The sequence below is a fragment of the Flavobacterium aquidurense genome (assembly GCF_002217195.1).
GTDB lineage: Bacteria > Bacteroidota > Bacteroidia > Flavobacteriales > Flavobacteriaceae > Flavobacterium > Flavobacterium frigidimaris.
Map to the genome: position 1 here is coordinate 74,670 of NZ_MUGR01000010.1, position 26,837 is coordinate 101,506.

General features: G+C 35.0%; 22 protein-coding genes. 13 read left to right on the top strand and 9 right to left on the bottom strand.

Features of this window, described 5'->3' with window-relative positions:
- Positions 1-193: 193 nt before the first annotated feature.
- From B0A67_RS06510 to B0A67_RS06560, 11 genes are all read left to right on the top strand, one after another.
- On the top strand, positions 194-2,512 hold the full coding sequence (locus B0A67_RS06510) for a patatin-like phospholipase family protein (RefSeq protein WP_072954491.1): 2,319 nt from the start codon (positions 194-196) through the stop codon (positions 2,510-2,512).
- Between the two features lie 197 nt (positions 2,513-2,709).
- Entirely contained in the window at positions 2,710-3,264 is a 555-nt protein-coding gene (locus B0A67_RS06515; RefSeq protein WP_089069515.1) for a hypothetical protein, read from the top strand.
- 39 nt (positions 3,265-3,303) lie between these two features.
- Positions 3,304-3,588: a hypothetical protein gene (locus B0A67_RS06520; protein ID WP_072954498.1), complete on the top strand. Its 285-nt coding sequence runs from the start codon at positions 3,304-3,306 to the stop codon at positions 3,586-3,588.
- Positions 3,589-3,594: 6 nt separating this feature from the next.
- On the top strand, positions 3,595-4,230 hold the full coding sequence (locus B0A67_RS06525; RefSeq protein ID WP_072954500.1) for a hypothetical protein: 636 nt from the start codon (positions 3,595-3,597) through the stop codon (positions 4,228-4,230).
- Between the two features lie 62 nt (positions 4,231-4,292).
- Entirely contained in the window at positions 4,293-5,132 is an 840-nt protein-coding gene (locus B0A67_RS06530; RefSeq protein ID WP_072954503.1) for a hypothetical protein, read from the top strand.
- Between the two features lie 68 nt (positions 5,133-5,200).
- A complete protein-coding gene (locus tag B0A67_RS06535) occupies positions 5,201-5,533 on the top strand; it encodes a DMT family transporter (RefSeq protein WP_072954506.1) in 333 nt (110 codons plus the stop codon).
- Between the two features lie 91 nt (positions 5,534-5,624).
- Positions 5,625-6,089 carry a GNAT family N-acetyltransferase gene (locus B0A67_RS06540; RefSeq protein WP_072954510.1) on the top strand — a complete coding sequence of 155 codons (465 nt, stop codon included), beginning with the start codon at positions 5,625-5,627 and terminating at the stop codon, positions 6,087-6,089.
- Positions 6,090-6,425: 336 nt separating this feature from the next.
- Complete coding sequence (locus B0A67_RS06545; RefSeq protein WP_072955530.1) at positions 6,426-7,271, top strand: methylated-DNA--[protein]-cysteine S-methyltransferase; 846 nt, start codon at positions 6,426-6,428, stop codon at positions 7,269-7,271.
- Positions 7,272-7,418: 147 nt separating this feature from the next.
- Positions 7,419-8,132 carry a 2OG-Fe(II) oxygenase gene (locus B0A67_RS06550; protein ID WP_072954513.1) on the top strand — a complete coding sequence of 238 codons (714 nt, stop codon included), beginning with the start codon at positions 7,419-7,421 and terminating at the stop codon, positions 8,130-8,132.
- Between the two features lie 63 nt (positions 8,133-8,195).
- A complete protein-coding gene (locus B0A67_RS06555; protein ID WP_072954515.1) occupies positions 8,196-8,441 on the top strand; it encodes an Ada metal-binding domain-containing protein in 246 nt (81 codons plus the stop codon).
- Entirely contained in the window at positions 8,428-9,048 is a 621-nt protein-coding gene (locus tag B0A67_RS06560) for an alpha-ketoglutarate-dependent dioxygenase AlkB family protein (RefSeq protein WP_072954519.1), read from the top strand. The genes B0A67_RS06555 and B0A67_RS06560 overlap by 14 nt, the downstream gene beginning before the upstream one ends.
- A 63-nt stretch (positions 9,049-9,111) precedes the next feature.
- Here B0A67_RS06560 and B0A67_RS06565 read toward each other — a convergent pair whose 3' ends face one another.
- Together B0A67_RS06565 and B0A67_RS06570 are read right to left on the bottom strand one after the other, a co-directional pair.
- On the bottom strand, positions 9,112-9,633 hold the full coding sequence (locus B0A67_RS06565; protein WP_072954521.1) for a GrpB family protein: 522 nt from the start codon (positions 9,631-9,633) through the stop codon (positions 9,112-9,114).
- A 71-nt stretch (positions 9,634-9,704) separates the two neighbouring features.
- Entirely contained in the window at positions 9,705-10,460 is a 756-nt protein-coding gene (locus B0A67_RS06570; protein ID WP_084074452.1) for an NUDIX hydrolase, read from the bottom strand.
- Positions 10,461-10,806: 346 nt separating this feature from the next.
- Here B0A67_RS06570 and B0A67_RS06575 point away from each other — a divergent pair, with 346 nt between their 5' ends.
- Together B0A67_RS06575 and B0A67_RS06580 are read left to right on the top strand one after the other, a co-directional pair.
- The gene (locus B0A67_RS06575) at positions 10,807-11,064 is read left to right on the top strand and encodes a hypothetical protein (protein WP_072954524.1); all 258 of its coding nucleotides are present in this window, start codon (positions 10,807-10,809) and stop codon (positions 11,062-11,064) included.
- A gap of 235 nt (positions 11,065-11,299) precedes the next feature.
- Positions 11,300-13,321, top strand: a complete 2,022-nt coding sequence (locus B0A67_RS06580) for a DUF3857 domain-containing protein (RefSeq protein ID WP_072954528.1) — start codon at positions 11,300-11,302, stop codon at positions 13,319-13,321.
- 219 nt (positions 13,322-13,540) lie between these two features.
- On the opposite strand, the gene bglX is transcribed toward B0A67_RS06580, so the two are convergent.
- From bglX to B0A67_RS06615, 7 genes are all read right to left on the bottom strand, one after another.
- Positions 13,541-15,766, bottom strand: a complete 2,226-nt coding sequence (bglX, locus tag B0A67_RS06585; protein ID WP_072954532.1) for a beta-glucosidase BglX — start codon at positions 15,764-15,766, stop codon at positions 13,541-13,543.
- A 6-nt stretch (positions 15,767-15,772) separates the two neighbouring features.
- The gene (locus B0A67_RS06590) at positions 15,773-16,612 is read right to left on the bottom strand and encodes an endonuclease/exonuclease/phosphatase family protein (protein ID WP_072954535.1); all 840 of its coding nucleotides are present in this window, start codon (positions 16,610-16,612) and stop codon (positions 15,773-15,775) included.
- A 271-nt stretch (positions 16,613-16,883) separates the two neighbouring features.
- The gene (locus B0A67_RS06595; protein ID WP_072954539.1) at positions 16,884-18,641 is read right to left on the bottom strand and encodes a cellulase family glycosylhydrolase; all 1,758 of its coding nucleotides are present in this window, start codon (positions 18,639-18,641) and stop codon (positions 16,884-16,886) included.
- A gap of 75 nt (positions 18,642-18,716) precedes the next feature.
- The gene (locus tag B0A67_RS06600) at positions 18,717-20,180 is read right to left on the bottom strand and encodes a glycoside hydrolase family 30 protein (protein ID WP_072954542.1); all 1,464 of its coding nucleotides are present in this window, start codon (positions 20,178-20,180) and stop codon (positions 18,717-18,719) included.
- 67 nt (positions 20,181-20,247) lie between these two features.
- A complete protein-coding gene (locus B0A67_RS06605; protein WP_072954545.1) occupies positions 20,248-21,708 on the bottom strand; it encodes a glycoside hydrolase family 30 protein in 1,461 nt (486 codons plus the stop codon).
- Between the two features lie 199 nt (positions 21,709-21,907).
- A complete protein-coding gene (locus B0A67_RS06610; protein ID WP_072954547.1) occupies positions 21,908-23,428 on the bottom strand; it encodes a RagB/SusD family nutrient uptake outer membrane protein in 1,521 nt (506 codons plus the stop codon).
- Between the two features lie 17 nt (positions 23,429-23,445).
- The gene (locus B0A67_RS06615; protein WP_072954550.1) at positions 23,446-26,577 is read right to left on the bottom strand and encodes a SusC/RagA family TonB-linked outer membrane protein; all 3,132 of its coding nucleotides are present in this window, start codon (positions 26,575-26,577) and stop codon (positions 23,446-23,448) included.
- Positions 26,578-26,837: the final 260 nt, after the last annotated feature.

The following is a 26,837-nucleotide window of genomic DNA, read 5'->3' on the forward strand; positions in this document are numbered from 1 at the left end:
AGCTATCGGGATAGATTTCTTTGATTATTCATATCAAACCCGACAGGTTTTAAAAACCTGTCGGGTTTTCTGTTTTCAATCAGAAATACAGATAAGTAAATCGTTTATTTTTATACACAAAATCATTTCTTACAAAAAAATTATACCTTTATAGAATAAGTCTCAATTTCTCAAATACATAAACATTGTACTCTTGAAAAAAACATCTTATTTGTTCGTCTTCTTAGTTTTACTTAGCCTCCCGCAAATTATTTTTTCTCAGGAAAAGAAACCCAAAGTCGTTTTGGTTTTAAGTGGTGGCGGTGCAAAAGGTATTGCACATATTCCGCTTTTACAAAAACTGGACTCTTTGCACATCGTACCTGATCTTATTGTTGGCAATAGTATGGGCAGCATTATAGGAGGTTTTTATGCGATGGGATATTCCGGTGACAGTATCGAAAAATTAACCAAAAACATTATTTGGGATAAATTATTTGGCGGAGGCCAGTCGTTAAAATCTGTGAGTGTAGAAGAAAAAAGAGAATTTCAGAGATACTTAGTTGGAATAGGTGTTAAAGACAAAAAACTAAATAGTGTTGGCTCTCTTTTAAATGATCAAAATTTAAGAGAACTCCTTTCTGAATTGACCTATCCGGTATACAATATTAAAGATTTTGACAGTCTGCCAATACCATTTAGAGCCATGGCCACAGATTTGGCCGAAGGAAAAGAAGTTATTCTAAGCAAAGGCACTCTTGCTTATGCCATGAGAGCAAGTATGTCTTTGCCCGGTATTTTTAAGCCTATGACATACGAAAAAACGGTATTAGTCGACGGAGGAGTTTTGAATAATTTCCCAACAGATGTCGCCAAAGAAATGGGTGCTGACATTATCATTGGTAGTGATGTAGGTGGCGGACTGGAACCCATAGACAAGCTGAACAATCTTCTGACGATATTGACGCAAACCAGTATGTTTCCGAGTAATATTAAAAACCCGGCAAACCGAAAACTCTGCAATATCTTAGTAGATCACCTGCCTAATTTACGTTTTTCTACAGCTGATTTTGCAGATAGTGACGAAATCTACAAAGATGGTAAAATTGCAACAGCACAAAACCTTCCGGCTTTAGTTGCATTATCCGAAAAACTAAAAGGATACACGCAACGAACTCACGAATTACCAAACATGCCTGCATCATTTATTCTTGATACTATTGTTTATAAAAACATCAGTCCGGAAAACCTTGCTCTGGTTTTAGGTAGAATAAACCTAAAAACGAATGTAAAATATACCACCAAAGATTTACTGGCAGGTATTAACAGGGCCATGGGTACCAATCTTTTTGACGAGATCACGCACAGTTTTTTCATCAAAGACGGCAATAAACTGGGAGTTACCATATTTGGACATGAACGCGCCAAAAACCAACTGAACACATCTGTACATTACGACACTTACCGGGGCGTTGGAATCATTTTTAATTATACTGCCAGAAATGTTCTTGCCAGAGCATCCCGTCTTCTCTTAACAGTCGATATTGCAGAACAGCCAAAAGCCCGAATCAATTATCAGAAAAATTTCGGAAAAAACAGAGACTGGTGGTGGTCATCTGAACTTTATGGGGCTTTTTTAAGACAAGAAATTTATTTTAACGGTAAAGCTTCGGATAATGTACTTTATAATTCTGTAGAATTTAGTAATGAGATCAATAGAAACATAAATTCACTAAAAAGTTATTTTGGCTATGGTTTAAACTATCAATACTCCCACTTAAAACCAAAATACGACAGAGAATACAATCCTAACTCTATCGATATCACGAATTACACCTTAAACAGTATAGAAGTAAACTTGCATTATTCCTACAATGATATGGATAAAGTTTTCTTTGCTGAAAATGGAACAATTATGAAAGCAAATATAACCCGATCATTGTTATCGGATGTCTACACGTCTTTTAACGATCCAGATAAAACAAGCATATCCGGTGCAACCAATGGTTATACAAAATTTGGTTTCAGTTTTGAAAAGAGAGCACTCTTAAGAAAGAAAATTACAGGAATTATTGGGTTTGATTCTTATTTTATCTTTCAGGATCCACTTAAAGACAGTCAAATCCCATATTCAGATTATGGTTATGCTTCAAAATATTTCTTAGGAGGTATTATACCAAGTTCCGGCAGTAATCGTTTTGATTTTCCCGGCCTGCATGCAGACGAACTCAATGTTTCACAATATATGGGCTTAAAAATTGCTTCTCAAATAAACCTTATGGGAAAAATCTACTTAACGCCCCATTTCAATATCGCGACTGTTGGGTTTGAAACTTTTGATACATACATCAATAAGGCATTTAGTCCAAAAGGAAAATGGGATGATGGCGACCTCCCTAGCCTTGTAATATCCGGAGGAGCCGCTATTTCCTATCAGTCCATTTTGGGCCCTATTCATTTTGATACTTCCTGGATAAATAATATCGACAAAGTGCGATTGTTTTTTAGTGTCGGATTATCATTCAATCCTTAAAAATAAATCAATATCATTTAAGATCACTCGTTTTTTTTAATCTAAAATCCGAAATCTACAATCTAAAATTTAATATGGGCGTGCCTCCACCATCTTCGTTCTAAGAAACCCGACAGGTTTTAAAAACCTGTCGGGTTTGTTTTTGAAATTTAAACTTTACATTTGAACTTCAAATCCCCAATATCTAAAACCTACTTATGAGAACACGCCTAATTTTAACCTTACTAATACTGTTGCCTTTTTTTGCCAATGCTCAATCTAGTATGCAAAGACAAATGCAAGCCTCGAATGCAATGGTACGACAACAAAACCAGATGTTTTTGCAGCAGCAACAGCAACAACGCGCTATGGCAAGCATGATGAACAACATCGAAACAAAAGAATCCAAACTAGCCAAGGAAGAAAAAAAACTGAAAAAACTTCAGGAAAAAGCAAAACAAAAAGAAGCTGAGCTAAATATAAAAAGTGCCGAATTGAAAGCGCTTGAAACCAACTCAGAAAAAAACAGCAATTCTGACATTCTAAAAGATATCGAAAGATCTAAAAAAGAAGTTGCAAAGTCTGATGAAAAAATAAGCAAATCTAAAACAGCTATTGAAAAAAGTTCGAATAAAATTCAGGATTTACAAAACCAGATACAGGCTGATAAAATCAAAAAAGAAGAATTAGAGAAAAAACAGGAAGAAGAGAAAAAAGAAAAACAGGAAAAGAAAAGATTAAAAGAAGAAGAAAGACAAGAGAAGAAGAAATAAAAATCTACTTCTTTTCTACTAATTCAGAACAGTAAAAACATGATTGAAAAAGTTTTATGTGACCAACATGGTTCAAAAGACATGTCATTTGCCTGCATTCATATTGCGATGGCAATAGACAAAAAAGAAAAAGTCGGCTTTTTTTATTCAAAAGCCGAAGAAGATCTTCCGCAAATTGCGTGGTGCGGATCGTGCGAGCAATGGCTCCTGGATAACGGCGAAGAATGGAATGACGCATTTGAGAATCTGGCCGATTTTAAAATATTATGCGCTGACTGTTATGATGAAGCCAAAGAAATTCAGTTTCGAACTGATCCAAAATAAGTAAACATGATTTCGACAAGAGACTTTAAATTATTACCTGCTAAAAATTCATTACAGCATATCTGTAAGGCAATCTCTGTTCTGGACGCGATTATTTGTCCGGAATGGGAATATCGTTATTACTCCTATAATTCTAAATGGGGAGAAGGCGAAGAATTTAGCGAAATGAGAGACGGATCAGGAGATTTAATGCAACTATTGTTTCTTGAAAATAGTTGTGTTATAAATGGCTTTGCACACGAATTTCAGTTTAATAAAAAAACCGATCTGACTCAAAACTTACCGGAAATTTACAATAACTTTATTTTTGGCGAGCCCGTTGCTTCCTATGGAACTACATTTTGTTTGTGGACAAATGAAACCGGAAACTGGCAAACAGGATTAATCGAAGATCACAATGACAACTCTGAAGAATTGCTTGCTATTTTTGATGGAAATCCTCAAACTTATATCGACTGGGCAACTGAATATTTTGAAGATTCTTATAAAGAAACAGGAATACCATTAAAAACAGTAACCGAAATTTATCAGGGTACAATCTTAACCAGAGAAATGGTTTTATCGATTGTCGACGAAATTGAAGATTGGAAATTGTTAGAAGAAGATTTAAAGGAAATAAATTATCCTTTCGATTTTAAATAAATAAATTTCTTAAACATATAAAAAACAAATAATCAAAAACCTGAATACATAAAACCTCAAAAATGAATACAAAACTACTTATTACAAGTTTATTTCTTCTTCTTACTTCTGTCACTTTCTCTCAAAAAATATCCGTTAGTGAGATAAACGAAAAAAGATCTACCTCAGATAATTCGTTTTACAACGAATGCGAAATCGAACTCAAAATATCGGGAGATGAGGTTCGAAAATACAAGTTTGTTAAAATCAGTAAAATCACTAAGGCGATCGATGACCAGGGAGTTGACTTTATCAATGACGACCGAACAGATTTTGACTATCTTAAAATAGATCAGACGGCTAAAATTAAACTGGAAACCAAAATTCCATCCCGAAAAGCAAAAACCATTAAAGAACTGAGCGGAGAAATAAGTCTGTATAATCCTAATGTAGCAAATGGAAGTGAAATTAAAATCGCTAATTATCAGAATAAAACCAATGTAAATCTTGTACCCGGCAAATCAGACATTCAAATTGTTTATTTGACGAAAGACTCTTATGCAAAATATGTTCAGGAGAACAAAAACAAAAAAGCAGAAGAACTTAAAAAACTGCCCGAAGCCGCAAGACAGCTTGCTGAAGGTCTGGTAGGTGCTTTCGACGGTCTTTTTAGCTCTGATGACAATGATACTAATAAAGTTTACTTTTATGTGAATGGCGACAAAGCTAAATTTGTCGATTTATTTTTTGAAGACGCAACCGGCAAGAAAATAGAACGAAATGGCAGCATGAGAAGCAATAACTTGTTTACCTACTATTTTGAAGAAAAACCAAATCCAAACTGGAAATTAGTGCTTAATATTGAAACTGATAAATCAACCAAAAAAGTTCCTTTCAAACTAACAGACGTTGAGTTGCCATAATCTATATTTTTTATTGCCTATTCCTGTTTTCAAATCAACACAAAAGTTAACTTTGTAAAAAACGTGATATGAAAAACTTTTTCTTTTTAGGTATTGCTATTCTATTCGAAATTATCGCCACATCGGCCCTAAAAAAATCGGAACAATTTACGCAGCTTCTCCCAAGCATCATAACAATTGTGGGATATTTTGCTGCGTTCTACTTTTTAAGTTTTGCGATCAGAACTATTCCGGTTGGCATTGCCTATGCGATTTGGTCCGGAGTCGGGATTGTCTTAATTACTATTATTGGAGCTGTTTTCTTCAAACAAATTCCGGATTTACCTGCCATTATAGGTTTGGCCTTGATTATGATTGGTGTTGTAGTAATTAATGTTTTTTCTAAAACTACGGCGCATTAGATAAATTGGTTTTGGTTTTAGGTTGTGTTGACGTGAAGCCTAATATAAAATAATACAATATTATCAACTTATTCATCTCAAACATAAACCAATGGTTTTCAAAAAAGCCACTATTTCAGACCTAACAGAAATGCAGGAAATGTATATAGAGACCATAAAATGGGTTTGCAAAAACGATTATAGTCCTTTAGAGATTGACGCCTGGATTTACGGGCTAAATAATGTAGAACGCTGGTTAAAAGTTATTCATACACAATTTGTTTTATTAGCGCTTATTAATGATAAAATTGTAGGTTACGGGACTCTCAAAGACGGAAATTATATCGATTTCCTGTGCGTTCACAAAGATCTTCAACGACAGGGAATTGCTGATAAAGTTTTTAATGAATTAGAACTCGAAGCCAAAAAGGAAAACTCAGAAATCATCACAGCCAACGTAAGCATTACTGCAAAGCCTTTCTTTGAGAAAAAGGGATTTGTTGTAAAAACCAAACAAAAAAATATCCGATTAGGTGTTGAGCTTATCAATTACAAAATGGAAAAAAGTTTGAAATAACATTATAATCTCTCGCAAAGTCGCGAAGTCGCAAAGTTTAAAATTTAAAATTTAAGTTAAGCCAATCTTTGTCGAGCTACTTTGCGGTCCTTCGACTTCGCTCAGGATGACAATACTGCGAAAAAACTTTGTGCTCTTTGTGTAAACCTTAGCGTTCTTTGCTGTTAAAAAAACAAAGATGACGATACTGCGAAAAAAACTTCGCGACTTTGCGACTTTGCGAGCAAAAAACATAGCGTTCTTTGAGTAAACCTTTGCGGTTAAAAAAAGAAAGCAAGTTTCGGATTTTATACCCGCAAAACCCTGTCGATATTTGCATTATAAAAATGAATGAAAATGAACACACAGGAAAACATCAATTATAATCGTATTGCCGATGCGATCGATTATATCAAAGCCAACTTTAAGGAGCAGCCCAACTTAGATGAAGTTGCAGAAAAAGTGCATTTAAGTCCGTTTCACTTTCAGCGCTTGTTTACCGAATGGGCAGGAACAAGTCCGAAGAAATTTTTGCAATATATTAGTGTCGAACACGCCAAAAAAATTCTCAAAGAAAACAATCAGGCTACTTTATCTGATGCTGCTTTTGACACCGGATTATCAGGAACCAGCCGTTTGCATGATTTGTTTGTAAACATCGAAGGAATGACACCGGCTGAATATAAAAATGGCGGCAAAAACTTAGAAATTAATTTCAGTTTTGCAGAAACTCCGTTTGGGAATATCATCGTAGCTTCTACCAGTAAAGGCGTTTGTTTTATGGCTTTCGCCAAAGATGAGGAAACCGGATTTCAGGATCTGAAAAACAAATTTCCAAATGCAGCATTTTTACGAAAACTAGATTTATTGCAACAAAACGCTCTCTTTATTTTTCAAAATGACTGGAGTAAATTAGCTGAAATAAAACTGCACCTTAAAGGAACTGACTTTCAATTGAAAGTTTGGGAAACCTTGCTTAAAATTCCAATGGGACAACTTGCTACTTATGGATCGATTGCACACCAAATCGAAAAACCAAATGCATCCCGTGCAGTGGGAACGGCTATTGGCAGCAATCCTGTTGCTTTTTTAATTCCATGTCACCGCGTAATCCAATCTTCAGGAACCTTTGGCGGTTATATGTGGGGAAACACCCGTAAAACAGCTATAATTGGCTGGGAAGGCGCACATATAAATCCATAAATAAAATCCATTATTTTTTTTCGCCACGAATTCTCGAATTAAACTAATTCTACAGTCTACATTTTTTCAAAATATAAAAAATAATTCCTGAATTACTTTGTCTGTTCGCTCGCGTCGTGACAAAAAAAATCTCAATCTAAATTTCTTATGCAAAATATACAATCAAAAATTGCTTCTCTTAATTGGGAAAGCATCACAGAATCTATGCACCAAAATGGATTTGCCATTATTACAAATGTGCTAAATAACGAACAATGTGAAGACTTAAAATTAGATTACGACAATCCGTCTTTATACCGAAAAACAGTGGTTATGGAGCGTTATCGGTTTGGTTTGGGCGAATACAAATATTTCAATTATCCGTTGCCTGATTTAATCCGGACAATTCGAACTTCAGTTTATCCTAAACTCGCTCCAATTGCAAACGCCTGGATGAAAGCACTGAACATCAATACTGTTTTTCCGCAAACGCATGAAAAATTATTAGAAGAATGTCACGCCAATAATCAGCTAAAAGCAACTGTTTTAATCTTAAAATATGGTCAAAGCGGTTTCAACACCTTACATCAGGATTTATATGGCGATGTTTATTTCCCCATTCAAATTGTACTTTTCTTAAACGAACCTGACGAAGATTTTACCGGCGGTGAATTTGTATTAACACAGCAAACGCCCAGAGCACAATCTAAAGCGATTGTACTGAAACCTAAAAAAGGAGACATCTTGGTGTTTACCACCAATTTCAGACCTGTAAAGGGAATCAAAGGCTATTATCGCGTGAATATGAAACATGGTGTCAGCGAAATTCATTCGGGCGAACGACATACATTGGGAATTATTTTTCACGATGCGTTAAATTAAGGTTCAGAGTTTTTTACCTAAATGTACCTCTTTGAACCTTTGTACCTCTGAACCTTAAAAGAAATGCTTCAACACAACAAAATTTCGGATTCAGATCTTCGGAATAAAATTAAAAATTCGGAAATTTGCTTTGGCGGAAACCGAAAACTAAAAATCTACGGAACGCTCAAATGTTCTTCAGGCAAAAGAATGAAACGAGAAAATCGGGTTTTCTTTTTATCTGAAAATGAAGCCAGACAAAATGGTTTCAGACCTTGCGGACATTGCATGAAAACCGACTATCAAAACTGGAAAAATGGACTTATTTAATCCCGAAACTGACGAGACAACTAATCTGCTTCCTAAAGACGGAACTGTAAATTATTACGGTAAACTTTTTTCAAGAGAAAGTGCCAATCACTATTTGGATGTATTATTAAACACTATCGAATGGAAAAATGACGAAGCCATCATCTTTGGAAAATTAATTATTACGAAGCGAAAAGTAGCATGGTATGGCGATTCCGGTTTTGAATATACCTATTCGAATACCACAAAAAAGGCGCTTCCGTGGACTAAGGAATTATTAGAATTAAAGGCTGTTATTGAAGAAGAAACAGGAGAAACTTTCAATTCTTGTTTGCTTAATCTATATCATTCCGGCGATGAAGGAATGGCCTGGCACAGCGATGCCGAAAAAGACCTTAAAAAGAACGGTGCCATTGGTTCTGTAAGTTTTGGTGCTGAAAGAAAATTTGCGTTTAAACACAAAGAAACGAAAGAAACTGTTTCGCTAATCTTAGAACACGGCAGTTTACTGGTCATGAAAGATGCAACTCAAACGCATTGGTTACACCGTTTGCCTCCAACCAAAACGACTTCTAAACCAAGAGTGAATTTGACTTTTAGGACAATTGTTTCCCAACAAAAATTTTAAACCATTAAGACATTAAGGATCATTAATTTTAATTCTTAATTGCCGTTTCTCAACAAGAAAGGTTTATAATAAGCCACATTTTTTGTAGATATCTAAAATTACAGATTGTTTTCCTAAGAGATAATTATCTATATCGTGAGGAAATTTTTCTGCCATTTCAATTTTAATCCGGCTGTACCTGTCTCTCTCGTCATCATGCAGGCGAAGGTAATCGCGAAAAGTTATATGCCGTTTTAATTCGCTTGCATTTTTATTACATACATATAGGTGATGCTCCATAAGATGTTCCTTATTTTTATAACTAAAAGCTTCCCGGCTTTCTATGCCTAAATCACCCACGTGTTCATAACCAATCTCCTTAAGTTTCTCTTTTACTTGAGCAAACATATCATTGTCCGCCACAATATCAATGTCGATAATTGGTTTTGCATATAATCCTGTTACAGATGTACTCCCAACATGCTCAATTGACAAAACTACATCAATTATGGCTACAAGCAATTCTTTCTCAATTTTGCTGAATTCTTTTGCCCAATCAGGATCATACGGAACAACAACTATGTTCCAATCTTCGCTGCCAATCATATCAATATTCTTTTTACAAATATAATAAAGAGTACTTAATTCATATTTTATAAAACACCTCTCAATAGATTTTACCAGCCTTGATTTAGTCCGTTTTTAAGGACTTCGTCGTATTTCTCTTTATCAAAAACATATAAGTTTGGGGCTTTGTGTGCCACATTACTTTTCTTCTCTTCCAGTTTGTTTAAGATGCCAATGTTGTTAATCTTGCGTAAAAAGTTCCTTCTGTCCAGTTTTTTATCCAAAATTGTTTCATACAATTTCTGAAGTTCCGGCATGGTAAATTTCTCGGGTAATAAATTATAACCAATCGGCATTAGATTCAACTCTATTCGGAGTGTCTGTAAAGCTTTATCCAGAATTTCTTTGTGATCCAGAATAAGTTCAGGTACTTCTTTATGATCAATCCATTCGATGCTTTCCCCACTGGTTTCTTTTTGAGGAATTGCTTTCAGAAAATCAACCAAGGCATAATATCCAATAGTAACAAAACGCTGTGTAAACCATTTTCTGGCTTTTTCCGGAATTTTAAAATGTTCTAAAACGACCTCTTCAAAATGTTTATCGTTGCGTTTTACTCTTCCAAACGTAGCAAATTGCCTCAGAAAAATCCCTTCTATTCCTGTCCGGTCATTCAGGACAGTAACTGCAGCGGTATCAATATCCTGATCGAGAGGAACGAATCCGCCTGGTAAAGACCATTTGTCTTCATAAGGAGTTTTAATCAATAAAACTTTGAGCTGATTATCATGAAAACCAAAAATCACACAATCTATTGAAAGTCCGGGTTGGTAATTTTCGCTATTTTCTGCTATTCCTTTCGACATCCAATTTTTATTAATTATAATTTTCTTACTTCGGTGGTCGTGCAATTTAATTCATTTTAATAAAATTGAAACTTTTTTTTGAAATTCAAACGCAATATTATTTCAAATTGTAAACCAGCAACAGAAGTGTGTAAATCACAATTTTTACTTAAAATTAAAATGGAATTAAAAAAATAAGTACATTGCGTCATAATAACACATTAAGCGTCCGACTTGTTGTTTTTGAAACAAAAAAGTATTTTAAAAAAGGCATAATACACTAATAGACAATTCAATATCATTAATCATTGTAACAAAAATTAAAGAAAGCCGTCTATTCTATAAGCACCTATAAATTGATTTAAACATGAGCATTCCCAATCCAGAAAAACGAAATAAGAGCCTTATTAAAAAAATATGGTCCTCTTTGGGATTTGTTTCTAAAACAGACCTTTTAGAAGCGTCTTTAAAATATAGTGAAGAGCAGGAAAGAATTTTCAATGAAATGATCGCCATAAGCGAAGCAAAAGATAAAAAGATAAAACGCGAAGCATTTGACAAAGCATTATTTGCATCTTATAAAGGAATTGGTGCCATGGATTTTATAAATACAGTTTTGAAATAATTTTCAAACATCCGCTAGAATACACTGAACCTTGCTAAAAACAGCAAGGTTTTTTATTTGGATTTTTTTTTAAATTTCAATTGTCAATGTCAGCAAAATATTGCAATTTTATTAAGAAAATTAAATTAATTAATCTAAGGCGCGGTAAGTATTCTTAAAATTACATATTTTTGCCCGTTCATTAAATATAAGATTATACTTATATCGATTATTTGAAATATAAAAAAATACAGCGATGGAAAATCTAATTCAATCAGAGAATTACAAAATTCAAAAGCCTGCAGAATGGGCTAGCAATACTAATGACAGTCAACTTATTGAATATATTAAGGAATCAGATTTTGCCAGTAAACAAATAGATGAAGGACGCGATTACTGCTATTTTTTAGATAAAATTTATTACACGAGTGATGAAGAAAACAGTGAATATGCCTGTGTAGCTTATACTCTCAACGAACCTGCTAATCTGGAAAATGCCTCTGTAATGGATGTGGTGGTCGAGGAAAACGAGACTTATATTATACACAGAATAAGTGTTTTGAGAGAAGGTGTTCTGATCGATAAAATTCCTGATACTAAAATTAAAGTTCTTGACAGCGAGAATCAAAGTGATGGCGGTGTTTTGAGCAGTAATAAAAAGATCAATATTACCATAAAAGATTTACGCCTTTATGATGTTTTAATCATGGAAGACTCGAGAGTAAAAATCTTTACGGAGCGTGACTTTTTGCGTAAGGAATTTTCGAAGTTTGTTTGGGTAAGTCCAAGTACGTACTGGGCTTACGGAAGTTACAATTACACTTTTATCAACGACCGTAAAAAAAGGATTGCCTACAAGAAAACTTTCTTCAGGGATGAAGATGGAAATGTATTGGCTCCGGAAATCAATTATTTAGAAAAAGGTCAAAGGTTTACTATCGAAAAAGAAAACTATATCAACTTTGTAGATACCAATCGCGAAATTGCTCCTTTTATTGATTTTGCAACTGATAGTAACTGGGGCGATTTGTCTAATTATATTGCCCCATTATACGAAGAGGTTTATAATAAAGCCGCTTTACAGGAATTTGCCCCTAACCTGGTCGAAAAACTGGAGGCTATTACGAACAAAGATGAGCAATTGCAATTTGCGATTGATTATGTACAAAATCATGTTTATTATGTTTTTAATGCGGATGAAATGAACGGTCATAAACCGCAGGAACCGTCTGTAACCTATCAAAATAAACAGGGCGATTGTAAAGCAAAATGTGTTTTACTGAAGGTAATTCTGGATTACATCAAAGTAGATTCGTCTGTGGTTTTGGTAAATTTCAACACAGATCATTACCTGAAATATTATTTGCCTTCTTTGCTTACTTTTAATCATGTAATTGTAAAAATCGATTATAAAGGCGAGACTTATTTTATTGATGCGACTAATCGTGATGAATTTGGATTAATTGAAAATCGCGGATTTATTTATTTCATGCATTATTTAGAGGTGAAACCGAATCAGGATTTGCAAATAAAAAAATCGCACCGATTCCCTTATTATGGCATCAATGAAAAAGCTGATTTTAATATTGAAAAAAACATCGGTAAACTTGTATTAACGACAACTTACAAAGGAAATCGTGCCAATTATATGCGCAAGTATTTTAAGAATACCAACAAAAGAGAAATCATAGACTCCTGGAATAATTTCTTTTTTTATACACTGAATTATAATAATGACCGAAACGGAACTGATGTTCGAAATATATTCAAAGATACCTCGATCGAAACGTTAAGCGATGACAAACAACTGAACGAATATACGATTCAATACAAAGCTACGATTGAAGATCCGTATTTTACAGACGCACAAAAAAATCGTTTTGTAATGTATTTTGACCGCAATGTGATTAAAAACAATGCAAGAGACTTTTTGCACACGGATATCACGTTCTGGCATAATTTCGACAATGAAAAATATGAAATCAATCTTTATACGGATCAGAGAATCGATGTAGAAGAAAAATTTACGGTTCAGGAAAGCACGATCAAAAATCCATATTTTGATTATACAAGCCGCAAAAAAATCGCAAAAAATGGCGCATCGATTTATATTGATTTTAAACCATTAGTCAATTTAGAAATTCCGCCAGCTGATTTTGAAGAGTTCAGAAATGCGCATCACGAAGTGGCTGACAGTAATTTTGGACTTGGAATTGATATTATAGAACAAGGTTTTATGAATTTGATGAAGTTTAATTTTAAGAAACTGGTAAAATAAACTGCAATAGAAAACGGGGCTAAATTTTAGCCCCGTTTTTTTATTATAAAATACTGTTGCGATTAATTTCTAACACATACAAACATAGATTTGCATTCTTAAAAAAAAGGCATTTCACTTAATTGCAATACTCATAGCTCGCTGTGTGAAGGAAATGCGTTTCTTTTTTACATTTCTATTTGACGTCTATAATCTATGTTTCTATGTGTTTAAAAAATATTAAAGCAATTCAAAATCAGATTTTAATTTGATATCTGCCGATGAAGCTCCAATCATTACTTCAAAATCTCCTGCTTCTGCAATAAATTCTAATTTATCATTGTAGAAAGAAAGTTTCTCTTTGTCGATTGTAAATTCGATTGTTTTAGATTCTCCCGCATTTAATTTTACTTTTTGGAAATCTCTTAATTCTAAAACCGGTCTTACCACAGAACCAAATTTATCTTTTAGATACAATTGCACTACTTCTTCTCCGGCTACTTTACCAACATTCGATAATTGAAAAGAAACTTTGATTGTTTCGTTATTCTTCATTTTTGTCGAAGACAATTTCAAATCTGAATAATTGAATTTAGTATAGCTCAATCCGTATCCAAAAGGAAATTTAGGAGAGTTTTTCAAATCAATATAGGCTGAAACATAATTGGTTTCTGTTTCCGTTTTTGCTGGTCTTCCGGTACTGTAATGATCGTAATAAATTGGAATTTGCCCAATTTCTCTCGGGAAAGTCATTGGCAGTTTTCCTGAAGGATTATAATCTCCAAATAAAACATTTGCGATTGCATTTCCTGCTTCTGTTCCTAACCACCACGTATATACAATTGCCGGAACATTATCAGCCGTCCAGTTGAAGATTAACGGTCTTCCTGCATTTACCAAAACTACAACCGGTTTTCCTGTAGCCTGAATTGCTTTTACTAAATCTTCCTGAACGCCCGGCAAATGAAGGTTGCTTCGGCTTTTTGCCTCACCGCTCATATCGCGGCTTTCACCAATACTCAAAATAACAACGTCAGCTTGTTTGGCTGTCGCAACTGCTTCTGCAAAACCATCTTTGTTGTCTCCATCCACTTCACAACCTTTTGCGTAAAGTAACTTAGTGTTTTTACCTACTTTATTTTGTAAACCGTCCCATTGCGAAACGACCCATTTATTATAATCAACATCCGGTAATTCTACAGACCAAAATCCCATATTGGCTTTGTATTCTTTTACCATTGGCCCGATAAAAGCAATTGTTTTCAAGTTCTTAGAAAGCGGCAAAGTTTCATTTTCATTCTTTAATAAAACAATACTTTTTTGTGCTACATCAAGAGCTGCTTTTCTGTTTTCAGGATTGTTCAACGCTTTATCAGCTCTCTTCTGATCTGAATATCGGTAAGGATCATCAAATAAACCCAATTCGAATTTCTTGCGTAAAATACGTTTCACGGCATCATCAATCAAATCCACCGGAACTTTTCCTTCTTTAACCAATTCAGCTAAATGATATCTGTAGGCATTACTTTCCATGTCCATATCACTTCCTGCGGTAATGGCAGAAAGTGCAGCGGCTTTAAGATCTTTTGAGTAACCGTGTGCTACCATTTCGCCTATCGAACCCCAATCTGAAACTACAAATCCCTGAAAGTTCCATTTTCCTTTTAAAATATCACGTTGCAAATGTGCATTTCCTGTTGCCGGAATTCCGTTTAGGTCATTAAATGAATTCATAAAAGTTGCTGCTCCGGCATCTAATGCTGCTTTGAATGGCGGTAAGTAGGTTTCCCACAACATTCTTTCGCTCATGTCTACAGAGTTATAATCTCTTCCTCCAACGGCCGCACCATAAGCTGCAAAGTGTTTTACGCAGGCCATAACTGAGTTTAAATCTCCAAGTTTATTTCCCTGAAAACCTTTTACTCTGGCATAAGCAATTTTAGATCCCAGATACGTATCTTCTCCGGCACCTTCCATCACTCTTCCCCAACGCGGGTCACGGCCAATATCTACCATTGGTGCAAATGTCCAGTGAATACCGCTTGCGGCAGCTTCTGTAGCAGCTACTCTGGCCGCCAGTTCAATTGCTGTTAAATCCCAACTTGCAGCCTCGGCTAACGGAATTGGAAAGGTGGTTTTGTAACCGTGAATAACGTCCTGGCCAAACAGTAATGGGATTTTAAGACGGGATTGCATCGCCAGTTCCTGATATTGTCTGGTGTATTTTGTTCCAACAACATTTAACATCGAACCTACAATTCCCGCTTTTATTTCGGCTTGCTTGTTTGGATTAATGGTAATGGGCCCCGTTGCAGAATTATCTCCTGTATACTGATTGAGCTGACCAATTTTTTCTTCAATGGTCATTTTCTTCAATAGAGCATTTACTTTCTGGTCTATTGTTTCTTCTTGGGCGACGGCAAAAAAGGATACCATCAACAAGGTAAATGTGGTTAATTTCTTCATTCGTATTTAATTAATTTCGATATAAACTGGTAAGTGATCTGATGGATATCTTAAATCTTTAGAATCACTTAAAACTGCATGTTTTTGTACTGTAAGCCCGCTATTTTTAGAAATAAATATATAATCTAATAATAAGGTTACAGGTTCGTTATGTTTAAAATCATTGAACGTTCCTGATGGACCAAAAGGTTTTTCTTTGGAAACGTCCCTGCTATCATCCATTACTTTTTTGATGGCTACAATTTGTTTTGTATCCGGTTCTGAATTAAAATCTCCCATTAAAAAAACAGGATATTTTTTAGTGTTTATTGCGGCAATTTTCGAAAGAACTACTTCTACTCCTTTTACTCTTGCTACTTCTCCCATGTGATCCAGGTGAAGATTAAAAACCCAAAATGTTTTTTTTGTTTTCAAATCTTTAAACAATCCATAAGTACAAATTCTATTGCAGGCTGCATCCCAGCCTCTCGAAACGACATTGGGCGTTTCTGACAACCAAAACGTGTTGGATTGTTCTACCTGAAAACGGTCTTTTTTATAATAAATAGTACAAGCTTCTCCTTTTCCTTCTTCCTCTCTGCCTATCCCAAATTTATTATAATTGGGCAGAGCCAAAGCGATGTCCGTAACCTGATTGGGAGTGGCTTCCTGAACTCCAAAAATATCCGGACTGTAAAATTGAATTTGCGATGCAAAATAATCTTTTCTGTTTGGCCAGGCATTTTCTCCATCTGAGGCAACGTCCAAACGAATGTTGTAGGACATAATTTTTAAATTCTGACCATAAAATGCTGCATTGACAAAAAGCAGCATCACGACTAAAAAAAATGAATTTCTCTTTTTCATGTTTAAAATTTTAATCCGGTAAAGCTACCATTTCACTAGCCTTAATGAAAAAAAAGAATGTTAATTATATATTCTCCCAAAATTAATATTAGATATATCATAAAAATTTGCTTTTAGTATTACCGTGTCGTCACAAGTACAATATAAATACGAATTTCACCAATTGGCACTAATTACTTTGTGTGATTAAAATTTGTTAAAATCCGTAAAATTCGTGTTCCTGATTAATTTATAATTTTTGTGTTTACGTGTTAGTTTTTTTAGAAACTCTTTATTTTTTTGATTTTGTTTTTTTAACCTCTGAAAACTCTAAATAATTAAGATTAAAACCTCCTTTTTCAAATACTACTTTGATTTTGTTTGTTCCTGCATTCAATTCAACGCCAGATAAAACAACGCTTTTCCATTTTTCATTTCCTCCGGTTACAGGAAGTATAATCGTCTCTGATTTTTTTCCGTTTTCAGTTTCCAGATAAAGTTTTCCTTCTGAATTTTCACTTGAGTAACGAATGGCTACTTTGTATGCATTTTGTTTGGCAACCTGGGTTGTAAACTGCAGCCATTCTCCATCTTCGATAAACGAAACCTGGTAACCATTTGATCCGGCATCTTTGCACGGCAAAATATCAACACCATCATTTCTCATGGTATTTCCTTTGTTCCACTCCTCAAATTTTCCTGTTTCTACTCTGTAATTGATAAAATCGTTATCGAGATAAGCATAACCATTTGTTCCTAAATCATATTGAGTTGCGGCAATTTTTCCCGGAATCAAATGTCTTTTATACGGTTTGGTATCGTTAGTTTGTACTTGTCTGAACATGGCATCAATTACATCCGGTTTTACGGTTATGTTTTCCATTTTATAATTATCCGCCATTTTCATCAATGTTTTTTTCGCAAAATCAGCAGATGGTTTTTGTCCGCCATCTTTCCAATATTTTAATAAAACATCATATTCCGGAATTTTAGTCACTGACGTTACACCGGCAATATTTTCTATCTTTTTCATTGGCCAGAATGCCCATCCAATATTATTGCTTTCTACTAATGTCAAGGCATCTTTGAACCAGACATTTGAGTTTTCACCACTTTCTCCCAACCAGATCGGTACGTTGTATTGTTCTCTGTAATCCAGCATTTTCTGAATCGATTCTTTGGTATTGTAATTCCAGTATTTATGAAAACTCAATGCCATATTTTCATCCCATAAAGGAAAGATTCCGTTGTAATTATTTCCCCAACAGTTTCCTTCGATAAAAATCAAATGGTTGGTATCTACTTCACGAATCGCTTTGGTTACCTGAACCATTAATTCTCTCAAAGGTCCGTTTGAATTTTCATCACAACCATTTTTATTGGTTCCTGTAAAATTCCAGTTCGGTTCATTGATGATATCGTAGGCTCCCATCCATGGATTATCTCTATAGCGTGAAGCCAGTTTTTTCCATAAGGCAATCATTTTTTTCTGGTTGGCTTCACTTTCCCAAAGCGATGGTTTTGTGGTATCATAGTCAGAAATTGCAGCATCATTTCCTTGTCCGCCCGGAGCAGCATGCAAATCTAAAATCAGGTAGATTTTATTCTCAGCACACCATTTCAATAGGTTATCTGTCATCGTAAAACCTTCTTCGATCCAGGTAATTTCGCCATTCTTTTCTTCCTGAACAGATGGCGTATACAAGTTATAATGCATTGGCAAACGGATAGAATTGAAACCCCACACAGCAAGCGAATCGACATCACGTTTTGTGAGTCCGTTTGCTTTATAAGCGGCATAGAATTCCTTTGTTCCCTGTTCTCCAATAACTTCTTCGATCTTCTGTTTGATCACATATTGTGGACTTGCAAAAGGCTGTGTCTGCATCATATATCCTTCCTGCACCATCCAGCCGCCAATTCCGAGTCCTCTTAGTATTATATTTTGTCCGTTGCCATCTACAATTTTTTGTCCGTCCCTGTGCAAAAATCCCTGACCAAAGGCAGTAATTGAAAGCAATAATTGTAATGTGATAATTAATTTTTTCATCCTAATTTTTTAAACTTAAATTTGTATTTCAAGAGAAAATCCTTTTTTCTGATCTGCTATTCCATAATCAAAACTCTAATATTCTAAAGTCTGCATAGCATGCGCCGGTATTCTGATAGTCGTTTTTAGAGCGCCTTTTGTAATGCTGTACACTATCTCTTTATCAGATGAATTCATTACAACCGTAACAATTTTTCCGTTTGTATTTCTAAACGAGGTACTTAGCAGGCTTTTATCGCTCAGAGTTGCCTCGATACGTTTTGCATTTGGTCTGATAAATTTTGATAAATGTCCTATATAATAATACATTGGCGTGTAGATCAACTCGTCTTTTGCCGTATCGCCATGAATTGGGGCAAAACAAAAATTACCCACATGATTTGGACCTCCGTTTTGATCTAAAAGAATGTTCCAATCTGTCCAGGCAACGGTTCCGTTGTTAAAATCACTGATCATGTTAAGTCCATAGCGTTCTGCATTTCCCCAAAACTGAAACTTGGCAGCATCGAATTTTTCGATACAGCCTTCGGTAAAAATTAGATTTTTGTCGGGAAAGGCTTTATGAACTTCTGCTACAGATTCGAATTTTGGTGTACCGCCGTTCCAGGTTTCGTACCAGTGAAATCCAATTCCCCAGGCATATTTTGATACTTCGGGATCTGAGAAAACAAGATTAGCTCTTTTTACAAGCATATCTCCGCGATTGTGGTCCCAGATAATTATTTTTTTAGAACCTAAATTTTCTTTTTCTAAGGTTGGCCCAAGAAAGTTTTTTAGAAAATCTCTTTCAGCTTCAGGGGTATAAATACAGGATTCCCATCGTTGAGTCGCCATTGGCTCATTCTGAATGGTTAAACCCCAAACCGGAATTCCTTCTTTTTCATATGCTTTTATAAATTTCGCATAATAATTTGCCCATGACTGTGCAAATTCAGGCAATAAAACGCCGCCGTGCAAAATATCATTATTGTCTTTCATAAAAGCTGGGGGACTCCATGGACTAACAAATAAAGTTAATTTCCCGCCGGCAGTTTCTATTGCTTTTTTGATTAATGGGATTCTATATTTTCTATCATGATCAATATTGAAAGTTTTCAGTTCTTTGTCTCCTTCCTGGACATAAGTATAACTTTCGCTGCTGAAATCGCAACTATGAATGTTGGTTCTGGCTAAAGAGTAGCCAATCCCTTTATTTTTGTCGTAATAAGCGGTGAGAAATTCCTGTTGGTTTTTTGGCGATAGTTTGGCAAAGACTTCAGCACTTGCGTCTGTAATTGCGCCGCCTATTCCCAGAAAAGTCTGGTGTGTTTTTGCCGGATCTACAATAATAGAAACCGTTGATTTTGTTTGTTGTGTAGTTGAGATCAGGTCATTTGATAATGACAATCTTAAAGGCGTATTTTCAGCAGTAGTGTAAACATTAATTTTTGCATTCGATTTGGCTTTAGCACCGCCGGATTGAGCTACAGCTTTTGATGAATAACCACTTAACAGCAGAATTAAAATTGGAATTACTAAAATTTTATAGGTTGATTTCATTATATTTTTAGATACTATTAAAAAAAATAAGGGCTAAATAAATAGCCCCTAACTACTAAACAAAATATTAATAAACTAAAGTCTGTATTGCGTGTGCCGGTATTTTTACTACTGTTTTTTGAGTAGCTACTATTAAATTATAAGTAATCTCGTTGTCTGTATGATTCATGACAACAGTTGACATTGTTCCGTCAGTATTTAAGAATGAAGTACTTTGCAAATAGCTTCTGCTTACTGCTGTGCTTACACGAACAGCATTTGGCCGAATGAATTTTGAAAAATGTCCGATATAATAATAAGACGGAGTATATATTAATTCTCCGGTTGTTGTGTCTGCATGTATTGGGGCAAAACAGAAATTACCAACGTGATTTGGACCTCCATATTGGTCTAAAAGAATGTTCCAGTCTGTCCATCCAACAGTTCCGTTATTAAAATCATTGATCATTGAAGTTCCGTATCTTTCGGCATTTGGCCAAAACTGATATCTGGCGGCATCAAATTTCTCTACACAGCCTTCTGTAAACATTAGTTTTTTATCCGGATATGCTTCGTGAACTCTTGCCACATTTTCGAACAATGGTTGTGCACCTGTCCAGGTTTCGTACCAATGAAATCCTATTCCCCAAACATATTTTGCAGCTTCAGGATCTGAGAAAATAACATTTGCCCTTTGTACCATTAAATCACGATTGTGATCCCAGGCAATAATTTTTATTCTTTCTAAACCTTCTTTTTTAAGCGTTGGCCCTAAGTAGTTTTTAAGAAAATCTCTTTCTTCTTCTGCAGTATACAAACAAGATTCCCAGGTTTGTGTTGCCATTGGCTCATTTTGTACTGAAGTTCCCCACATTGGAATTCCTTCTTTTTCGTAAGCTTTAATAAATTTGACATACATATTTGCCCAAGCCTGATAAAACTCAGGAAGCAGCGTTCCTCCTTTGAGTACATTTTTATTGCTTTTCATAAAAGCATTTGGTGACCATGGCGTTGCATAAGTAACTAATTTTCCTCCGGCTGTTTTGATGGCTTGCTTTATAAGCGGAATGCGATATTGCCTATCATGTTCAATCGAGAAAGTTTTTAAATCCTTATCGCCTTCTTCAATATAAGAATAACTCGCACTACTAAAATCTGAACTTTGAATTGTAGTTCTTAATAATGTGTAGCCAATTCCTTTTTGAGTGTCGTAATAAGCATTTAAAAATTCTGTTTGTTTTTCTTTTGATAGTTTAGCAAAAATTTCGGCACTTGCATCAGTAACAGCTCCTCCAATTCCCATAAAGGTCTGGAATCTTTTTGATGGCTCAACAAAAACTGAAATCTCAGTTTCTACCGGTTGTTTTGATGCTGCAAAGGATAAATTATCTGTAGGGGTTAACCTTAATTTTGTATGATCAGCAGTGGTGTACACCGTGATTTTTTTATTCGTTGTTGTAAATACTTGTTGTGGTTTCTGATTTTTCTGCTGTGCAAAAACAGCTAGAGAAAAACACAAACAAGTAATAATAAGGCCGTTTTTTTTCATTGTATCTGTTTTAATAATTAAAACTTTTTTTTGCAAATAATTGATTTAAAAAATAGCCCATTATCCTAAGTGAACATGGGCTATCTGGCAACCAAACTTAACTTAACTTAAACTTATTTTTGCATTTCTGTTTTTTAGAAAGACAGAGATTTTCGCCTCAGTCTTTTTTGAATACAAATGCTGAATTTTATTGTACAGATTAATTATAACCTTTATTCTGAACCATTTTAGTGTTATTGAATTCACTGTATGGTATTGGCCAAAGTTCATTTTTGTTCGCCGTAAATCCTTTAAATGCAAGTTTAGACGCTGCTTCACCAGTTCTTACTAAGTCGTACCAACGGTGTCCTTCTCCTGCAAGTTCTAATCTTCTTTCAGCCAGAATAGCCGGAATAGAAACTGGTACAGATGGCAAACCAACTCTATTTCTAACAGCATCTAAAAGTGCCTGAGCTCTTGCTCCTGTTCCTCCCAGAGCTTCAGCTTCCATTAGATAGGTATCTGCTAAACGAATGATGTAAGTATTCACTCCAAAGTTCAATGCTCCTTCAGAAGTTCCTATATCACTATTAACCGGTGAATATTTTATAAAATGATATCCTGTTTCCTGGTAACTTGGATCATAGGTCATGTTACCAGCTGCTTGTTGCGCAGCTGCATCAAAAATTGTAGATGCAAAACGCGGATCTCCTTTTAAAGTATTACCCAAATCAGCTGTGATCACCATAAATCCCCATCCGTTGATATAATCAGGAATACCTGCCGCTATACCTGCCGGTGTTCTTTTGAAGTTACGCATTCCGCTTAACTGGCTTACAAGGTTTCCTTCGTCATCACCTCTTTCAAAATTGTCCCATTTAGTATTTCCTTCGCTAGAATAACTAATTTCGAAGATTGATTCTGTATTGAATTTATTTTTATGATTCCATAAATCAGCAAACTTATCCAACAATTTGTATCCAAAACTACTCGTTGATCCCGGTGTACCATTTACCTTAGCAAATTCTGCAGCAGCTTCCGGTTTTTTGTTATCATATAAATAAGCCTTTCCTAAAAGTGCCGTTGCAGCACCTTTTGTAAAACGGCCTAACTCGTCAGGAGCTAAAGTAATTGGCAAATCTGCAATTGCTTCAGTCAAATCTTTTTCGATTTGTGCATACACCATTGCCGGAGTCGCTTGTACTGTTATTGCAATTTCCTCTCTTGTATATGGAGTTAATTTTAACGGTACGTTTCCAAACATTCTCACTAAATCAAAATAGTAATAAGCTCTTAATGCTTTAACCTCTGCCAGGAAACGCGCTTTTTTAGCAGCATCCATATCAATTTCAGGCAATTTTACAACCATGATATTACATCTTGCAACTCCCTGAAAATAGTTGGACCATACTGCCGGCGGAATATTCGTAGGGCTTACTGTATAGTTGTTCATAACCTGAAGTCCTGGCTGATCTGCATTGTTTCCTCCTCCTGCATAAAAATCATCAGATGCAGAATTTAATAATAACAATGGGGCGTTTTCCATAGCTCCGGCATATTTCCCTAATTTATCATAAGCCGCTATTAATCCGGAATAAGCGTCTTTTTCAGTTTTATAAAAATCCTTTTCCAAGACAACTCCATCTCCTTTTACCTCCAGCTTTTCATCGTTATCACACGACGCAAGTGACAATATTGCCCCTAATGCTATTAATGAATGTTTAAAACTTATAAGTTTCATAATATTTTATTTTTAAATTAAAATTGTAAATTAACTCCCAACATGTATGTCTTAGCCTGAGGATAGAAACCTCTATCTACACCTTGCACATTGTTTACACCTGCAGTAGTCGCTCCTCCAATTTCAGGATCAAAACCAGTATATTTTGTAATTGTAAACAAGTTTTCACCTGTTACATAAAGTCTCACTTTTTGTAATGAAATGCTTTCTATCCATTCTTTTGGAAAAGAATATCCAAACTGAATCGTTTTAAATCTGAAGAAATCACCATTTTGTAAGTGGAAAGTTGATGGATTATTAAAGTTATTATTAGTATCAGCATTAGTAACTCTAGGATAGGTATTTGAAGTTCCTTCTCCTGTCCAGCGCCCTAAAACTTCTGTTTGGTAATTAGCATTCAAAACATCTAATCTTCTTAATCCCTGATAAATTTTATTTCCGCCTGCTCCCTGACCAAAAACTAATAAGTCAAATCCGCGGTAATCTAAGTTCAATGTTAAACCGTAAGTAAATTTAGGCAATGAGCTTCCTAAGAAAGTTCTGTCATCTGCCGTGATTTTACCATCGCCATTAAGGTCTTCCCAACGGAAATCTCCTGGTTTAGCATTAGGCTGAATTATCGCACCTGTAGAACTTTTGTAAGCATCAATTTCTGCCTGATTCTGAAAAATACCAGCTGTTTTAAACCCGTAGAACGAGTTGTAAGCGTGACCTACCTGAGTTCTGTTGATTTCATAAGTGGTAGACTGCACTTTTTCAGTACCTACTACAAAATCAACTCCTTTGTCGATGTAAGTAACTTCGTTTTGGATATAAGAGAAGTTACCATTTACAGAAAGGTTCAATGCTCCTATTTTTTTACGGTAGCCCAATTCAATATCAAAACCTTTGTTTTGCATATCAGCTAAGTTGGCATAAGTATCTCCTGTAACTCCAACAAATCCGGGAATTGGCACTTTCATAATAATACCAGATGTTTTTTTGTTGAAAAAATCCACACTTAAATTAAAGTCATGAAACAAAGTCGTTTCAAAACCAATATTAGCTTGTTTTGTTTCTTCCCATTTTAAGTCAGGATTTGGAATCGCATTTGGACTTTGTCCAGGAATTGGCAATCCATCAGCACCAATAGTGTAGTTTCTTTGGATTCCGATAGTAGACAAGTATAAGAAATCCGGTGATGAGTCATTACCTGTTACACCGTAACCTCCTCTAATTTTTAATGTATTGATCACATTGTTATCTTTCCAGAACTCTTCTTTTGATGGTACCCAACCTAACGAAGCAGAAGGGAAAGTTCCGTATTTGTGCGTTGGTCCAAATCTGGTAGAACCGTCACGACGAATAATACCTGACACAATGTATTTTTCTTTGTAGTCATAGTTTAATCTTGAGAACAATGATTGTACTCTGTGTTCTACAGCTTGCCCATTATAAGCATTTGCAATTTTGTCTTTGATTGGAATATCAACATTAAAAGAAGCATCTTTATGATTTGTAGCAGGAATTCCTCTGTACGTAATGTCGTTACCAGAAGTAATATTATCTACATAAGTACCCACTCCTAATAAAACATTGAAATGGTGTTCTCCTATTTTTTTGTCATAATTTAATGTGTTCTCCCAGTTCCAGCTAAAAGATCTTTTGTATGATCTAAAAAGCTCATTGGTGTTTTTTACAGTCGCATTATTCAGGTAAGAAACCGGAGTAAAGTTATCAGATCCGTAAAATGCTAATTTTCCACCAGCTACTGATTTAAATTTTAAACCTTTTAAAACTTCTGCTTCAACATAGATGTTTCCAACAAAATTATCAGCGAAATCATTATTGCCTAATCTTGTTTGTGCATAAGCAAGAGGATTTGTATTTTCCTGAATAACATTAGTAGAAATACCATAATAGTTCCCATTTGCATCTTTAAGAGCATTAGCAGGAAATGTATTGTATACAGCAGGATTAGTTTCAATAACCGGAGTCAACGGATCTAAGTTGATGGCTGAAGCCAATGGTCCTCCAAATTCATTATTTGTATTACCAATACCAATAGTTTTTTCGTGAGAATATCCTAAAGTTTGTCCAACTTTGATATAATTTCCAATTTTATGAGTAGAGTTTAATCGGATATTTTTTCTGTTGTAATTGGATATTTGTGGTGTCACAATACCTTCTTGGTCGATTAAACCAAAAGACATATAAAAAGTAGACACATCATTACCACCACTAAGGCTTAATTCCTGAGAAGTACGTTGAGCATGTTTATCAAAAATAACATCTTGCCAATCTGTTCCTTGTCCAAATCCTGCAACCTGAGCAGGTGTGTATTTTGGGGCTTGTCCGGCGTTTACAGCAGATTCGTTCATAATCATTGCATACTGAGAGCCATTAAGCAAATCTAATTTTTTAGCCGGAGCCGAAGTTCCTGCAAAACCATTATAATTTACATTGATTTTTCCGGCTTTTCCTTTTTTGGTAGTTACCAGAATTACCCCGGCAGCAGCACGAGAACCGTAAATAGCACCAGAAGCACCATCTTTTAATACCTCAATAGACTCGATATCAGATTGGTTCAGATACCCTATACCTCCATTGTCTACTACTACACCATCAACAACCCATAAAGGATCATTATTATTCAGAGTTGTAAAACCACGAACACGTATTGTAGAAGCAGATCCCGGTTGTCCTGCATTTGAAGCAATAGATACACCCGAAACTCTACCTTGTAAAGCTTGCTCAACTCTTGTTATAGGAAGGTTTTCTAAATCCTTTGCTTTAACGCTGGAAATAGCACCTGTTACTACACTTCTTTTTTGAGTACCATATCCTACTACTACAACCTCATTTAAACTTTGAGATTCTGGTCTCAATTTGATATCTAGTTTTGTTCTTCCGTTTACAGCTTCCTGAACAGTAACGTATCCAACAAAACTGATACTTAAAGTTCCGTTTGAAGGAACAGCGATTTGAAATTTACCATCAAAGTCTGAAGCTGTTGCCTTACTTGTGCCTTTAATTAAAATTGTTGCCCCAGGGACGGGCATTCCACTTTCATCATTAATTGTCCCCGTTACCGTAACATCTTGAGCCATTACGATAACTGAAAACAGTAGAGACGAAATACAAAAAATAAGTAATTTTGTTAATTTCATTTTTCTAAAAATTTTGGTTAATTAATTAGTAATTTGATGCAATAATAAAGTTAAATTTTTACTATCAACAATAAAAATTCATTACAAAAACACATCAAAGCATAATTTAATACACTACAAAAACACATCAAATTATTATTAATACGATTGATTATAAGACTTTTATAAAAAATAATATATTGTTATAAAAATGTTAAGTAAAAAAATAAACACTACATTTATGAAATAAAGTCAAATTGATCATTTATTCAAAATAATGG